Source organism: Proteinivorax tanatarense, assembly GCF_040267685.1.
In the GTDB taxonomy this organism is placed as follows: domain Bacteria; phylum Bacillota; class Proteinivoracia; order Proteinivoracales; family Proteinivoracaceae; genus Proteinivorax; species Proteinivorax tanatarense.
Genome location: NZ_CP158367.1, coordinates 1,103,453 through 1,120,129, shown reverse-complemented (window position 1 = coordinate 1,120,129; position 16,677 = coordinate 1,103,453). Strand labels below are relative to the sequence as shown.

At 34.5% G+C, this 16,677-nt stretch carries 13 protein-coding genes and 1 pseudogene; 2 read left to right on the top strand and 12 right to left on the bottom strand.

Annotation, left to right across the window (positions count from 1 at the left end):
* Positions 1-986: 986 nt before the first annotated feature.
* The 9 genes and pseudogenes from PRVXT_RS05430 to PRVXT_RS05390 all read right to left on the bottom strand — a co-directional run bounded on the left by PRVXT_RS05430 (position 987) and on the right by PRVXT_RS05390 (position 9,243).
* Positions 987-2,012 carry a septal ring lytic transglycosylase RlpA family protein gene (locus tag PRVXT_RS05430; RefSeq protein WP_350344652.1) on the bottom strand — a complete coding sequence of 342 codons (1,026 nt, stop codon included), beginning with the start codon at positions 2,010-2,012 and terminating at the stop codon, positions 987-989.
* A 148-nt stretch (positions 2,013-2,160) separates the two neighbouring features.
* Positions 2,161-3,174: a formimidoylglutamase gene (hutG, locus tag PRVXT_RS05425; RefSeq protein WP_350344651.1), complete on the bottom strand. Its 1,014-nt coding sequence runs from the start codon at positions 3,172-3,174 to the stop codon at positions 2,161-2,163.
* A 60-nt stretch (positions 3,175-3,234) separates the two neighbouring features.
* On the bottom strand, positions 3,235-3,999 hold the full coding sequence (locus tag PRVXT_RS05420) for an exodeoxyribonuclease III (protein WP_350344650.1): 765 nt from the start codon (positions 3,997-3,999) through the stop codon (positions 3,235-3,237).
* 375 nt (positions 4,000-4,374) lie between these two features.
* A pseudogene (locus PRVXT_RS05415) lies at positions 4,375-4,605 on the bottom strand (lysostaphin resistance A-like protein); the annotation flags it as partial.
* A gap of 72 nt (positions 4,606-4,677) precedes the next feature.
* Complete coding sequence (locus tag PRVXT_RS05410) at positions 4,678-4,818, bottom strand: hypothetical protein (RefSeq protein ID WP_350344649.1); 141 nt, start codon at positions 4,816-4,818, stop codon at positions 4,678-4,680.
* A gap of 6 nt (positions 4,819-4,824) precedes the next feature.
* Complete coding sequence (locus PRVXT_RS05405) at positions 4,825-5,928, bottom strand: AbrB family transcriptional regulator (protein ID WP_350344648.1); 1,104 nt, start codon at positions 5,926-5,928, stop codon at positions 4,825-4,827.
* Between the two features lie 165 nt (positions 5,929-6,093).
* Complete coding sequence (locus PRVXT_RS05400) at positions 6,094-7,701, bottom strand: ABC transporter permease (protein WP_350344647.1); 1,608 nt, start codon at positions 7,699-7,701, stop codon at positions 6,094-6,096.
* Positions 7,701-8,594 carry an ABC transporter ATP-binding protein gene (locus PRVXT_RS05395; protein WP_350344646.1) on the bottom strand — a complete coding sequence of 298 codons (894 nt, stop codon included), beginning with the start codon at positions 8,592-8,594 and terminating at the stop codon, positions 7,701-7,703. The genes PRVXT_RS05400 and PRVXT_RS05395 overlap by 1 nt, the downstream gene beginning before the upstream one ends.
* A gap of 16 nt (positions 8,595-8,610) precedes the next feature.
* Positions 8,611-9,243, bottom strand: coding sequence for a TetR/AcrR family transcriptional regulator (locus tag PRVXT_RS05390; RefSeq protein WP_350344645.1), 633 nt, complete (start codon positions 9,241-9,243; stop codon positions 8,611-8,613).
* Between the two features lie 388 nt (positions 9,244-9,631).
* On the opposite strand from PRVXT_RS05390, the gene PRVXT_RS05385 reads away from it, so the two are divergent.
* Both PRVXT_RS05385 and PRVXT_RS05380 read left to right on the top strand, forming a co-directional pair.
* Positions 9,632-10,984, top strand: a complete 1,353-nt coding sequence (locus tag PRVXT_RS05385) for a TldD/PmbA family protein (protein ID WP_350344644.1) — start codon at positions 9,632-9,634, stop codon at positions 10,982-10,984.
* A gap of 1 nt (position 10,985) precedes the next feature.
* Entirely contained in the window at positions 10,986-12,305 is a 1,320-nt protein-coding gene (locus PRVXT_RS05380) for a TldD/PmbA family protein (RefSeq protein ID WP_350344643.1), read from the top strand.
* A 633-nt stretch (positions 12,306-12,938) separates the two neighbouring features.
* On the opposite strand, the gene PRVXT_RS05375 is transcribed toward PRVXT_RS05380, so the two are convergent.
* From PRVXT_RS05375 to PRVXT_RS05365, 3 genes are all read right to left on the bottom strand, one after another.
* Positions 12,939-15,317: a Lon protease family protein gene (locus PRVXT_RS05375; protein WP_350344642.1), complete on the bottom strand. Its 2,379-nt coding sequence runs from the start codon at positions 15,315-15,317 to the stop codon at positions 12,939-12,941.
* Positions 15,318-15,500: 183 nt separating this feature from the next.
* Complete coding sequence (locus PRVXT_RS05370) at positions 15,501-15,965, bottom strand: hypothetical protein (RefSeq protein ID WP_350344641.1); 465 nt, start codon at positions 15,963-15,965, stop codon at positions 15,501-15,503.
* Between the two features lie 43 nt (positions 15,966-16,008).
* Positions 16,009-16,374 carry an ion channel gene (locus tag PRVXT_RS05365; RefSeq protein WP_350344640.1) on the bottom strand — a complete coding sequence of 122 codons (366 nt, stop codon included), beginning with the start codon at positions 16,372-16,374 and terminating at the stop codon, positions 16,009-16,011.
* Positions 16,375-16,677 lie beyond the last annotated feature (303 nt).

Below are 16,677 nucleotides of genomic sequence, written 5' to 3'. Positions count from 1 at the left end.
ATACAGTAGTGTAATAACATCCAATGAAAACACTTTATACCACCTTGGAAGTCGCCGATGGCCATTACAGACCCAGCATCAAATCTAATTTCTAATCCAGCTCTTAGTCCCAGCAGAATAAGCAAATATCGACGTTTTCGTGGCTAATAAAGGTTTTGACCTGCTTTCCAAAGAAATATCCATCACTACGAAGGTCAAAATAGATGATATTTAAGCCCTAAGTTGGCCACTAAAACGTATAAATTAGCTACATGCTGGGTCAGTAATAAAATAAACTAGCTATTCAAACTAGGCATAAAAGTTACTATTTGAAAGCTCATACAATAGTGTAATAATCTTAGAAATCCAACAAGAACACTTTATACCACCTTGGAAGTCGTGATGGCCATTACAGACCCGGCATCAAATCTAATTTCTAATCCAGCTCTTAGTCCCAGCAGAATAAGCAAATATCGACGTTTTCGTGGCTAATAAAGGTTTTGACTTGCCTTACAAAGCATGTTTAGCTACCAACGCTAAATATCCATCACTACAAAGGTCAAAATAGTAAGATCACATTTAAGTCCTTAGTTGGCCACTAAAACGTATAAATTAGCTACATGCTGGGACCAAATTCTTTTTCCAAACTAGCTACATGCTAGGTCAGTAATAAAATAAACTAGCTATTCAAACTAGGCATAAAAGTTACTGTTAGAAAGCTCATACAGTAGTGTAATAATCCTAGAAATCCAATGAGAACACTTTATACCACCTTGAGGTCGTGATGGCCATTACAGACCCGGCATCAAATCTAATTTCTAATCCAGCTCTTAGTCCCAGCAGAATAAGCAAATATAGACGTTTTCGTGGCTAAATAAAGGTTTTGACCTGCTTTTCCCTAATAATTCCCACTACCAAGCCCACAGCGGACTTTCCCCCGCCAAGTTAACGCATGCTGAGCGCACTAACATAAAAAGCGCTGCTTTTGGCAGCGCTTTAAACTTTTTTTATTTTATAACTTCTACTTTTACCTCTCCTATACCTGGTCCAACTAAACCAATCTCAGAAGCTGCTGCTTTAGATAAGTCAATCATTATACCAGGAACATGGGGCCCTCGGTCATTGATTCGCACATCAACACTTCTACCTGTGGATTTTAAGGTTACCCTTACAACAGTCCCAAATTCTAAAGTAGGATGAGCAGCAGTAAATTTGTTTTTATCAAATACTTCTTCACTAGCTGTGAGTTGGCCATGTAGTTCACTACCATAATAAGAAGCCTTTCCCGTAAACACCTCTCCTGATGTTTCTTCAGTTCTACCACGAGAAGCTTGGGGTGCTCTATCATCTCTTGATGAATTTGAACTAGCTACCTGCTCCTCTTTTGTCCCAACATAAACTATTTGATTTTTAGGTTCTTTGACTATTTCATCATCTATTTTTTTACTACTTACTTTTTCACCATCATGAAAAATATGCTCATATGTTATCTTTCTAACTCCTTTGTTACCTTCATTTTTAACCTCAGTACTCCCCGATAACAAATTAGAGTTGTCAACATGTTCAGTTTCAAAACCTACCTCTTCCTCTTCAACAACAGTTTCTTTTGTTACTCTTGTTATATCTACTTTTAGACCATCCTCAAGCTCAGTACCTTTATCCAAACTTAATATATCTTTATCTCCTAACTCAATCCTTTGAGAAAATAAAAGTGACTCAATGTTTGGTTCCCAACTTATTATCTCTTTTTGTTCGCCATCAACATCGATTGTTACTTTACTTCCTGTTTCAATATAAATATACTTAGATTCCAATAGTTCACTTTTATCAGGGTAAACTTTATGATATTCATTAATATCCATTTCAGATTCTTTCAAAATTTCCCCCACTCTTTTTTCTTGAGTATTAACAGTAAATACTTCATTATCTTTAAATATAGTTACTTCTGTATAGTTCTGAGAAAAAACCGTTCCTATACCTATTAGCAGCAATAGAAATACCACTGTCATACCAAAAATCTTTTTTAAAATCATCCTCACCCCACGTCAATTAAGTCTTATACTACATCTTATTTTCAATATCAACATTATATACTATCTAAAGTGATTGTCAAACCCCAATAGTATTCATTTATTCCACTATTTTACATCTTTTGTTTAACAAGAGAAACACATCACATTTTTACCACGATAATTTACAGTTTGTAGCCATAGTTGTCACCAAAGCAAATATCAATACAGAAACTAAGTTAGCTGTAGTATTATCTTGATCAAATCTTGGGGAAACTTCAGCTACATCAAATCCCACTACTTTTTTTGTCCTTAAAATATACTTAATAAACTTCAATACTTGCTCAGGATTCAAACCTAGTGGCTGTGTAGAACTAACTCCAGGGGCAAAAGCCGACGAAAATACATCAGAACAGATCGTAATATATATTTCATCAATTGGCCTAATAAACGTATCAATTTGTTCCAAGACAGCCCAAGTATCATTATAAATTATATCTTTTGCTAGCACATAATTAACACCAAGTTCTTCTGCTATATTAAATAAAGCCTTTGTATTACTATGATTTTGAATTCCAAGACAAAGATAATTAAAATCCGTTTTTGTTTTTATACAATCATCTGCAATCTGTTTAAACATTGTACCAGAGCTTCCTCCATTAGAGTATGGCCGCAAATCAAAATGTGCATCGAAATTAATTATTCCAAGGTTAGCATTTTGCTTTTTTGAAGTTAGATGATTTTTAATACCGTTAAAACTACCAAAAGCAAGTTCATGCCCACCTCCTAGAATAATTGGAAATAAGTTTAAATCCAAAATCCTTTGCACTGCTTTAGCAAGTAAATCCTGACTTTTTTCCAACGACACACCATCACACCAAATATCTCCTGCATCAAATAGTTTAACTTCTTGAGAAAACCTACAAGGCAGATTAGCTAACTCTTGTCTGATAGCAAAAGGGCCTTTAGCAGCACCTTCTCGCCCTTTATTTTTTTTTACACCCTCATCACAACAAAACCCTATAAAAGCAAAACCAAGCTCACCCATATATTGGGATAAATTTTTGTCATTTAGATTTAATAGCTGCACCCATTGATGCCATCTAAAAGCATCATAATTTTCCTTGCTATCTACTCTTCCATACCAAGTTTCTTTGTCAGTAACTCTATAGTTTGTGTCCAACATGTCTAACCACTCCTTATGATAATCTCAAAAGTTTATGGTAACATAAATTGAACAAAAATGTTAAGTTAAATTATCTAGTTTTAACCCAACTGGACAATGGTCACTCCCCATTATATCATCATAAATTATGGAATCGTTTAATTTATCTTTTAAGCGCTCAGATACTATAAAATAATCTAACCTCCACCCTATATTTCTATCTCTAGCTTGGCGCATATAGGACCACCATGTATAGGCCTCTTCTCTTTTAGGGTAAAAGTTTCTATAAGTATCGATAAATCCCGCCTTTAGTAACTGAGTAAGTTTATCCCGCTCCTCTATTGTAAAGCCAGCATTCTTTCTGTTGCTTTTAGGATTTTTGATATCAATTTCTTTATGAGCGACGTTAAAATCACCACATAAAATCACAGGTTTTTTCTCATCTAACTTCTTTAGATACTCTCTAAAATTTTCTTCCCAATTCATCCTATAATCTAGTCTAGCAAGACCTCTTTGAGAGTTTGGAGTATACACATTAACAAAAAAGAACCCATCAAACTCTAAAGTAATTGTCCTTCCTTCCTGGTCATGTTCTTCTAAACCTATTCCGTTTTGAACATTTAATGGTTTTACCTTAGTAAAAATAACTGTCCCAGAGTAACCTTTCTTATTTTTAGCATAATTCCAATAGTCATAGTACCCTTGAACATCTAGTTCGACCTGACCTGGTTGAAGCTTTGTCTCCTGTACAGCGAAGATATCAGCATCTAATTCTTTGAAGGAATCTAAAAATCCTTTCTTTAAACACGCCCTTAGTCCGTTGACATTCCACGATATTAATTTCATACATTTTCACCTCAAGTATAAATTTATGTACTTTTTCCAAAATTTTAACTAGCTACCGCACTTTCACCTTTATCTTCTGCACCTCCCTTTTTCCTGTCCGTCACAGTATCTTGCGCTCTTAATTATTTCTAACTAACTTATCACTGTGATAGACTCCTACTTATCCATACTAATGGGCTGTTCTGAACAATTTCAGTCTTTATTTCAGATTCTGGATCCTTAGGTTTAAAATCTATTCTATGTTTGTAAAGGCACCATAAATAAACAGGCATAATAATAAAAATAGAAATCTGCACAAACACAATTCCTAACGGTGTCACTTGATCTATAAAGTGTTTAAACGGAAAATCCTCTAACAAAATGCTAAAAATATTATTACCTGCATGTATTCCATATGGATCCAGCCCAAACGATAGATAACCCTAAAAGAACTCCCATTACCGTAGTGTAAACACCTTGTACCATATTCATATGATATACTCCAAATAAAACCGCTTGTAATATTATAGCAGATTTAATAGAAAGTTTTCCTTCAAGTTCGTCAAAAATTAATCCTCTAAAAATAACCTCTTCAAAAAGTGGAGCAGCCAGCCCCACAGCAATAAAAAAAAGTAAACCATTACCTAAAAGGCCCTATATTCTCAACATGGTTTTTTAGAGCTTGAGGATATATTATAGCTATTCTCCTTCTTTTACACATATGAAATTTCTTCTGATTATAACTATTTCTATTAACTTAGGGCAAAAACCTCTAGAAAAATCCAAAAACAACAAAACACCAGCCCTCTTAAACTTGGGCTGGTATTTCAACATTTCCATTTACTTCTATAACAAGGCCATAAAAGTAAAAGGAACCACCAATTTGATAATCATAATCCTACATAAATGCAGCATAGATACCCTAAATGGACTTTTATCATATTTAATAGCTAAAGTAGTCATGATGGTAAATCCACCTGGAGCTGCCGCTAAAAGGCAGGTAGTTAAATCCCACTTAAAAAGTCTATGGATAGTCAAAGCTATAAGGTACGATGTGCCAAATACAAATATAGCAGTAATTACCAATGGCAATAATATCTCCCCAGAAGTTATGCTCTCAACTGTCTCTTCGGTTATATTATCTGACACCATAATTCCTACACCCATAAGCAAAAAATTAAATGCTGATCCTGAAGGAGCTAATACTTTCACACCAGAAACAGAGGCTATAGCTGTAAAAATCATCGCTCCTACCATAAACCCAGCTGGAACCCCAAAATAAGTAAGAATATAACCTCCTAACCCAGCTATAGATATTGATACTAAAAATCTTATAATTAGGTTATAGTTAGGCAAAAAAAAGTTTTTACAAAAACTCATAACAACTTCCGTAACTTTTTTAAACAAGGATAATTCTTGCTCTTCTCCTTCTCCTATATCTTTATTTAATTCTTCACCATTTTTTTCTGCGCAATAATTTATAAATATTGGGAAAAAAGTTATTGTTACAATTATTTTAAACATATGCATAACAATAATAGTACCAAGATCAGAGTTTGTATCCATTGCTATAATAGTCATTTCTGGCAAACCACCCATACTAGATGAAAGTATAGCAGTATATAAATCTAAAGAGGTAAATTTATATAAAGTTAAGCCCAATACAAATACAGTAGCAATTGACCAAGCTGCAATAATAGCAGCGGGAACTACTATATTTTTTAAGTCTTTTATAGTGTCACTGTTTATCTTCGCGCCCATATAAATTCCCAATAAAGTTTGTGCAAGTGGAGCTATAAAAGCGGGAGCATAAGGCAAGTTAATACCTGCAGCTCTTAGCCCTCCTATTACCGTTAATGTACCCAGAAACGATGGTACCGGTAACTTTGCAACATTAAATACCGCCCACCCCACTGTTGCCAGCATCAGTAATACTACTGTATCTGTCAATGTGTCTAACAAAATTTGCCACGTCCTTTGAATAGATTGTACGTATATTTATTTCGCTTGTAGTAATATTTTTTCCTGCATTCTTTTTATTTTTATAAGAAGAAATATTCCCTTTCAGACCATACATGAATTATTAAATAATTTAAAAAAACCAGCTGCAATAAATTAGCCTTGTAAATCCCTACGTCCATAGCCAATGAAACCAGCAATCATCATCCCTATTGCTACCACAGTCAAAGCAGTTACCTTAACAAAACTCATATCTTCTACTGGAACTTGTGGAATATTACCAAAGGGAGTCAACTTAACCATCCATTCAGACAACTGAAACAACCCGCCCAAATACACTACAAAAAACGAATAAAGTAAATACACCCATGTAACTATTGTACTTTTTGGCAAATAGCCAATTAGCAAAGTTGCTAACCCTACCATTACCCAAACGGCAGGTACATAAACCATAGCTGAATTAAATATCGTACTAAAAGATATAGAAACATCCATTACAGATTTACCTACCAACCACATTCCTAATGAAGAAGATATTACCATCAAAGGTGCAATTACTACAGAAATAAGCAAGTAGCTTCCTAGCAAATTATTTCTTGATACGGCTCTAGCAAGCAACTGTTCCGTACGATTCTTTTTTTCTTCTCCTTTAATCTTTAAAATTATCATCAAAGCAGGAATAGTTCCAATAATAGAAATAATCGACATAAGCATGGTAAGAAATTGTTCAGTTAAAGATAGGTGGTCACCACCTGAAGGTAAAAGTTGTTTATACATCTCATTACCTTCAATAAATGCTTCTAGATCACCTAGCACTGACCCATAAGAAGCTCCCAATACGAACATTCCAATTGCCCATAGTATAATTCCCGTACGTTGAAGTCTAAAAGCCAGCCCTAGGGGAGTTTGCAGGAAAGGTGAAGCATTACCTTTTCCTGGTCTTGCGGCTATAAATCCAGAGTCTAGATCCCTTAAAGAGTTTAAGTACATAGCTAAAACGCCAACAATTACAGCTGCCCCTAAAGTTATAAATAGAGGCCACCAGTAATTATTAACAAATACTTGAGTTTGCGTGACCCATCCAAGGGGTGAAAACCAAGATAAAGATTCCTTTCCTCCATCTCCAATAGCCCTTATAAGATAAGCTATCAATAAAAAACTAAAAGAGTATCCCATGGTAGTTCTAGTATTATTGGATAGTTGTGATAAAAATGCTGTTGATGCTGCAAAAAAAATCCCTGTAACTCCTAACACCGCTCCATACAACAATGAACCTGGCAAATCAATACTTTCAATATTTAAAACCGTTAATCCCAAGCCAACAGCAATGGCTAGTATTACATTAACTACAACCAACACGATCAAAACTGAAGTTAAATTAGAGAGTCTCCCAACAGGTAGAGAGCGTATCATCTCTATACGCCCCTCCTCTTCATCAGCACGAGTATGTCGTGTAACGAGCATGATACTCATAATAGCTACAACTATAGCTGTAAATAACAACATCATATGGGCCATCATGGCACCATACGTATAATCGTCCAAACCAAAACCTGGACCCACCATAGCTGACATAGCCGGATTTTTCATGGTTTCAGCCATTAATTTGATTTCCTGCTCTGTAGAAAAAAGTTCTGTTAAAGCTGGCGCCATAGCTATTGTAAATATAGTTATAGATAGTAACCAAATTATTATATTAAAGCAATCTCTTTTTAATATTAGTGCAGATAACTTCAAAGTATTGCTAAAGATATTATTTGACATTAATTAACACCTCCCGCTCCCTCATAGTGACGCATAAATAAATCTTCTAAAGTGGGTGGAGCGCTTTTAAGTCTAACCACATCAAACTGCCCTAAATATTTTATGACTTCCCCTAAATTCTCTGAATCTACCTGAAAGTATATAACATTATCTTTTTTTACAAGATCGTGAACACCTTTAACTCCTTCTAAATTTAAAACTGTCTTTTTTGTTTCAAGTTCTATATTTATTCGCGTTAAATGGCGCAGCTCACTTAAAGTCCCAGATTCAATTATTTGCCCCTCTTTAATAATACTTACTTTATCGCATAGTTTTTCAACTTCGGATAAAATATGACTAGAAAGTAATATGCTTTTGCCTGCTTTCTTTGCCTTCATTACACATTCTTGAAACTTTCTTTCCATTAACGGATCTAACCCAGATGTTGGCTCATCTAAGATGTAAAGATCTGCATCAGAGGCAAATGCGGCAATAAGTGCTACCTTCTGTCTATTCCCCTTTGAATAAGTTCTGCATTTTTTGGTTGGGTCTAAGTCAAACTTTTTTATAAGTTCTTCCCGCCTGTTTATATTATTTGTACCTCTAAGTCGTACAAAAAGATCAATTACTTCTCCACCAGTTAAATTGGGCCACAAGTTCACATCTCCCGGAACATAGGCAATATTTTTGTGGATCTCTACAGCATCATTCCAAGCATCTTTTCCAAAAATAGTGGCGCTTCCCTCAGTTGCTTTTAATATCCCCAGCAAAACTCTAATGGCTGTTGTTTTTCCAGCACCATTAGGACCAATAAACCCATATACCTCTCCCTTTTTCACTTCAAAATTTACTTTGCTTAAAGCAGTAAAATTTCCATACTTTTTAGTTAGATTAGTAACTTTTAAAACTCCCATCTCTCACCCTCCTCTTTTATTTGTAATAAACTTTTTTTAACATATCTAATATAGTATAAAACTCATCCCATAAGGGTTTTACCTCTGTTTCCAACAACTTGTCACCTTTCAAGCGATTAATAACATCCTTTTCATACCCTTCTATAGTCCATATTATCAATTTGTAAATCCCTTCTTGTGGCAGATCATCTCTAAAAAGTGAAGCATCGATGTTGTTAAAAAGTTTTTCATATCCTAACTGTCTGGCTTCTGCTATGAGTTCTTTTAAATCATCAGAAAGTGCTTCATCATCATTAATTATAAAATAACTTAAAAAATTAAATACATGTGGATTTCTATAATAAATTTCCATTTTTATTTTTGCAGCTTGCCTATATCTTTCAATAAAATCCTGTTGCTCTTCATCAATCATATTGAGGTATTCTTTTATAAGAAAATCAACACCCCATTCAACCAAATAATATAGCAACATCTTTTTGTTGTTAAAATAGTAAAAAAGCATTCCCTTTCCTATACCAGCTTCTTTAACAATGTTGTTGGTAGAAGCTTTTTCGTACCCCTGCTCAGCAAACTCTTTCATTGCAGCACTTAAAATTCTCTGCTGTTTTTCTTTGTCTAGTTTGGCAAATTTTTCAGTAATTATAATCACCCCGCACTATTTGACCACATCGGTCTACTTATTGTATGTTAAGTTTAGCACATCTAGACCAAGGTGGTCAAGAATGTTTCACTCAATATTACAAAAACTCAACCTACCAATGGTTTCCTTCTCTAGCAGCAAAATTTTTAGAAAGATGAACTATTACTCAATATTCTTATCTACATAAATAAAAAGTTGAAGACATTATTTTTCCTCTCCAACCTCGCCTTATTTAAAGCAAACATAATCGCCATTTGTTATATCTCCCTTTATTACACCAAATCATACTTTTTACCCTATGCCCCAATTGTTCATAAAAAATGGACCCTAGTATTTCGAGTATAGAAATGATATAATTAAAAGGAATGTTCAGAAAATATTTCAGGGAGGGAATAATATGGATATTAGCTTATTAAAAAATTCATTGCTTAAAGAAGGATTTTGTGATGTTAGATATCAGGACTTTTCACTTACCTCTATTAAAGGTAACAAGGAAGATATTGACGAAGCTTCCATTATTAGAAAAAGTGGGGGAAATGTGCGGGTACTATCTGGTGGTGGGTTTGGAACTTTTTCTTTTACAGACCTAAGAGATATTGATTTTGCTATAAAAGAGGCCAAAGTTGCCAGCGACCTTATAGAAGGAGCACAAAAATTGACCACCGTTGAAGTAAACCGCGACCATGTAAAAGTTTCCCCCAAAATGGATCCCCGTAGCATCTCTATTTCTGAGAAAACAGCTTTAGTTGAAAATTACATAAACCTAATAATTAAACATGAAAATATAATAGATGTGGATGCAAGCTATTATGAGCAGTTTACAGACACTATGATTTTAAACAATCAGGGTACAGAAGTAAGACAAGAGGAACTTATATGCGGTTTATCCTTTAGACTAACATCAAAAAGAGGTGATCTAACCCAGATAACAAGACTATCCTTTGGTGGATCTGAGGACTACTCTGAGCTGCTAGACAAAAATACAGAGGTACTAGCTAAAGTTGAGCAAACAGTAGACCTACTTGATGCAGAGCCAATCAAGGGTGGAAACTACGATGTTATTCTAGATAGCGATGTGGGAGGTTTGTTTATTCACGAAGCCTTTGGACACTTAAGCGAGTCCGATAACCTTATCGGCAACGAAACTTTAGCTAAAACAATGACGCTAGGCTCTGAATTTGCCATGTCAGAGTTTAATGTCATAGATGACCCCACTCGCAAAGGGCACCCAGGAAGTTATAAATACGATCATGAAGGAACTAAAGGGAAACCTACCTACTTGATTAAAAATGGTAAACTTAGTGGTAGATTACATTCTTTAGAAAGCGCCAATGTAATGGGCGAGGTTCCAACAGGTCATGCTAGAGCTAAAAATTTTGGCTTCACCCCTATTGTTCGGATGGGTAATATCTACGTAGATAAAGGAAAATATTCCTTTGACGACATGATTAAATCTATAGATAACGGACTTTATCTGTTTGGATCTGCTGGGGGCCAAACTAGTGGAGAAACCTTTACCTTTGCAGTACAAGGCGGGTACAAAATAGAACAGGGTAAAATCAAGGGAATGGTTAGAGACATAGCTCTAACAGGCCATCTGTTTACCACTTTAAAAAATATTGAAATGATAGGTGATACAGTTGAATTTTCCAAATCTGGTGGTTGCGGAAAAGCTGGGCAAATCCTTATTCAATCAGGTAAAGGGTCTGCACCTATCAAAATAAAAAATATGGGGATAGGAGGGAAGTAACATGAAAAAATTATTGAGTAAAGCATTAGAAGTAGCAGAACAAGCGGAGGTATATGTTAGGGAAATCTCCAGTAATTCCGTTAATATAAAACTAGATGAGCTTAAAGAAGTCAACTCTAAGAAAAAAACGGAAATCTCTTTAAGGATTGTAAAAGATGGCAATATGGGAACAGCTGTAGCCACTTCTTTAGACGATGAAACTATTATAGACAGAGCAGTCATAGCCCTTAAAAACCAAAAATCAGAGGCTATAGTTTTTCCTAATAAAGAAAACGCAGCTGATGTTATATCTTGGTCGGAAGAAATTAAAAACATGGACACAAAAAAGCTTACAGACTTTGCTTTTGAACAATCAAAAAGATTAAAAGATGCTGCGGATGACATTAATTTTGGAGTAAACGCAACAAGAAGCTACAGAAAGGTTCATATTTTAAACAGCTCTGGTTTTGATAAATGCTATGAATATACAAACCTTTCACTATCCTTAAGTACAATTACTGACAAAGGCTTTGCCGGTGCCTCCAAAGAATTTTCCACTGGAAAAATCCCTCAAGTTAACACTGAAGATATTCAAGATCTTATTAAAATGCATCGCCTCAGTAGCAATCCAATAACTTTAGATAACGAAAAAATGCCGGTTATTTTTACAGGAAAAGTTATGGGATCTCTTATGCTAAGAGTTCTAGGAGGTGTTAACGGAGGAAATGTTGTAAAAGACATCTCACCACTTAAAAATAAAGTAGGCCAACAGCTTTTTTCCAAAAACATTACCATAAGAGATGACGGCAAAATGCCTTTTGGCGTTAACACATGCCTATTTGACGATGAAGGTACCCCCTCTCAAAATACTATGCTATACGATAAAGGTGTACTCAAAAACTACCTAGTAGGCATAAGCCAGTCTAAAAAACTAGACAAAGACCCTACAGGAAATGCCTTTAAACGTACACTTTTCTCTAAAGAAATCGAAGATAAACCAGCGGTTTTTGACACAAACATTGTAATAGAAGGAAACCACAAAGACGACAAAGAAATAATAAAAGGCATAAAAAGAGGCCTGTTTATAACAGGCGTAATGGGAGCTCATACCGGTAATATCAACCAAGGAGAGTTTTCAATGAATATATCTTCTGGTTATTTAATTGAAGATGGTAAATTAGTAGGTCAAGTCAAAGGCAGCATGATTGCCGGAAACATTTATGACCTCTTCAAAAATATTGAAGCTGTCGGAACTAAATATGAGGTTATGAGAAGTATTTTCTATCACATGGGATATTCACCAATGGTGTGCTTCTCTTCCGCCAACATAGTAGGAAAATAACCCCAGACAGCTTATAAGCACTCACCTTCGTTGTTGCCCAACACTCAGAATCTCCTCACGTGTTGATACGCTCAGGTATTCTGAGTGTCGGGCGCCTAGAATCTGAGCACTTCTAAGCAATCTGGCCAGTTTTGGTCTGAAAAAGCCCCCACCCTCCTTCGTTGTTGCAAAAAAAGTCCAGACTCCTCACGTATGAAATTATACGCTGCGGGCCTGGACTATTTTTTGCGCCTAGAATCTAAACACTTTTGAGCACTCTGACCCAGTTTGAGTCTTTTTTAAAACCTCATTCAAAACAATGGTCGTTGTAAATTTGTTACCTATGTCCTGACTGAACAGAGTGCCCTTAATTGTCAATTGTCCATTGTAAATTGTAAATTCGTTTTTGAACTCTGCCTTTTTAAAACAGTTGTCCATTGTAAATTGTAAATTCCCTTTTTCTTTCATCCTATCCCCAGATATTTAAAAGAACCGCTGCGGGCCTGGACTTTTTCTGCGCCTAGAATCTAAGCACTTTTGAGCACTCTGACCCATTGGGTCTTTTTAAAAACCTCATTCAAAAGAGAAGTGTCAAACTGCTCTTAATTGTAAATTGTAAAACTCTTATTACTTTTTACACTCCTTCTTCGATTTTTACTCAGACTTTTCCAACTTCTCAATAACCCGAGCATTGAAGGTTCCTTTGGGGTAGTTTCCGTTTTTATCTTTTTCCCCTGCTGGTAAATCTGTTAATATTTCTATTCCTTCATCCACGTGATTTATAGCATATATAAAAAAATTTCTAGTTTTTACTGCTTTTATTACTTCTTCTTTTAGCATTAAGTTTTTCACATTTTGCTTAGGTATTATTACACCTTGATCACCAGTTAGACCTTTAAGTTTACAAATCTCATAAAAGCCTTCTATTTTTTCGTTTACTCCTCCTACTGGCTGAATCTCTCCCTTTTGATTTACCGAGCCTGTAACAGCAATATTTTGCTTTAAAGGAACCTCCGCTATGCTGGATAAAATACCATAAAGTTCAGTGCTAGATGCACTATCCCCGTCTATTATAGAATAATTTTGTTCAAAGCTTATACTTACAGACAACGACATCGGTTTATTCTGTGCATATTTTCCACCTAGATAACCACTTAAGGTTAACACACCTTTTTCATAAATACTCCCACTATTTTTAGTTTCTCTTTGGATGCTTATTATCCCCGGCTTTCCCTTATATGTGTTAACTGTTATTCTACAAGGCTTCCCAAACAAGCTTTGTCCCGTGCCCATAACGGTAAGGCCATTTATTTGCCCTACTTGATTACCACTAACTTCAATCAGTATGGCCCCATTTTCAAATCGTTCATCAATTTTTTCTTCATATTTAGAATTTCGGTATATTTTTTTTTCGATGGCTTTTTCTACATGACCTCTAGATACCCACTCAGACTTTTCAATCTCAGCCCAACCATCGGCCTCATATAAAATCTCCACTATTTTACTAAATTGAGAACTTAACTTTTCTTGGCTATTACATATTCGTGAGCTATATTCTATAACTCTAGCCACCGCACTTTTATCAAAAGTCTTTAAACATATCTGCTTACAATGACTAACTATAAATTGTCCCATCTTGGCTATATTTTGTATAGATCTCTCCATTTCCATATCAAAGTCAGCCTTTATCTTAAATAGCTTTCTAAAATCTTCATCATATTGATATAGCAATTGGTATAAATGTTCATCTCCAATCAAAATAACCTTCAAATCTACTGGTATCGGTTCTGGTTTTAAAGTAGTTGTATACATATACCCCAGTTGTTTACCCAAGTCCTCTACAGTAATAATACCAGTTTTTAATGTTCGCTTTAAAATATCCCAAGCAAAAGGTTGAACTAATAAATCTTTTGCTTGTATTATTAGATACCCTCCATTTGCTAAATGAAAAGTCCCCGGTTTTATTTGAGTAAAATCTGTTTTTAACATTCCCATCTCATTTCTATATTCCACAGTTCCATTTAAGTTGTGAAAATTTGGATTGTTTTCGCTAACAATGGGTGCATACTTATTTTCTTTGTTATTTACTAGAAGATTGACTTTATATCTATTAAAAAATTCTTCTCCAGTTTGACTTTGTAAAAAAGGCAGCAGTGCCTCACTTTTACCTTCCGACTCATGTGTTCTTGCAAAACGTTTGATGTTTACAATAAGATCTTCCTTTAAATCTTTTAAGAATACCTCTATAGCTTTGTTATCGCCGAAATTGTTTGCTATCTTTTTTACATAATAAGCAACTAGCTTTTCACCCTGCTCTTTATCTAAGTTGTCAAGCTTTTCTTCCAGTTCTTCCTGTAACTCTTTTAACTCATCAAACCAATCTTCAGTTATCATCTCTAACTTTTGCGAATTAATTTTTACTTCTTCAAGTTCCTCTGGAGATAAATTATTATAATTCTCCTGGCTTATAGGCTTTCCATCCTTAAGTGGTATATGGCAAAACCCTTGTTCTGTATCTTTAAAAATAAAACCATATTTTCTAGCTACTTCATTTAAATTTTTGGCAAATACCTTTTGTTTTCGTTGAGTATCTTTAAAAATTTCTTTTTTTTTGTTTTTGTATTCATTATTTTGAAAAGCTTTCGGTATCTCTTTTTTTAGTTTTTTAATTAGATAGTCTATCTCTTTAACAAAGTTCTCTCCTTGACCTCCTCTAGTTTTAATAGCCTTAGGAGTATCAGGGTTACTAAAGTTAAAAACGTAAAGCCAATCCTCAGGTTTTTTCCTGTTTTCAGCAAAGGATTTAGCTATATAGTTAGCATAGCTAGATTTTCCTGTGCCACTAATTCCTGATATGAAAATGTTATATCCCTTTCTCTCTATGCTAAGCCCAAAAGTTAACGCCTCTATCGCCCTATCCTGCCCAATAATTCTACTCAGATGTTCTATTTGTTCTGTATTGTCGAAGTAAATCTCTTCAATGTCACAATGTCTTGTTAACTGTTCGGCCGCTAAACAAAATCTATCTTCCACATGCTCTACCCCCTTTAAGTAATTATAAAATCTACTGTATGCAACAACTTAATTTTAATCTTTAAAGCTTTCTATATTAAAATATATGAGTAAAACGGGATATCTACGATAAAAACCATAGATATCCCGCTTTATTTTTAAGTCAACTTGTTTTTAATAATATAGTTAAGTGCTAGGATGATTTTATTCATCTTTTTGCAGAGAATAATTTACGGTATTACTTAATTCTTCTTGAAACTCATCTATCACAGCATTGGCATCTTCTATTACTTTTTCTATATACTGTTGTTCCTCTTTTGTCTTTTTCATTTGCTGTCGATTTAAAAACAGTAAAACGCAAGATGCTGTGAGCATAACAACTCCCACTCCAACAATAACCCATTTAAGGATATTGACAGTAGATATAGCTAATAAACACACAAATAGTATCATAAACAAAAGTTCTCTTTCCAAATTTTTTTGCCTTTCAAAACTAAAGTTAGTTTTATTTTTTAACTCAACCATTTCAGCCTTATAATTTAAGAACTCTGTCAGGCTTTTAAGTAAAAGAATTTCCTTTTCTGACTTTACTTTTTGATACTCTTCTCTTATTTCTTCCTTTCGTTTATCTAGGTCTCCTAAGTTTAAATTAATTGTATCCACCCCCATAAAGGTTTACATTAATTATTCGACCTTTAATAAACAACTTCCTTTACCTAATTTTCTTTTTTACATGCCACCTAATAATTTTAGGCTTAAATACTATGTAATTTAATATTATTGCGTAAGGAAGCACATATCCAACTAGCGCTTGGACGATGGCAACTCCCTTTGCTAGACCCAGTGGTGATACATCTCCATAACCAACTGCAAACAGAGTGATAAAACTAAAATATATCGAACGGGTAAAAAGATCAATTGCTTGTTGTTGATGATATAAAGAAGCATGGTGATCAACTATTTTGCCTAATTCCACAATATCTAATAATATATAAATAAAGGCAAAAAAAACAGCAATTATTATATAAAGAAAAAATAGTATCAAAATATTGCAAGCTATAATAGTTTTGCGGCCCATAGTCTTACCTCCCATTGACTCTTTGCTAAGTAATATGCCACGAAGAATTTAACTATGAAAAAGGACGAGGTAAAAATAGGATAAAACATCTATGTTTTCACCTTGCCCTTCTAGGCATTGCAAATTTATAACAGCTTATATAACAAAATTGTTATAGATAGTTTCAAGTAGTTCCCCCAATATCTAGTAAAAATGTTAAATGACGTTTTTGTATAAGAGATTCAAATCTGATCATTTTATAATTAATCCAAAAATAAAACATCCAGTTAACCTATGATAAGCTCTTCGAGACCACCCCATATA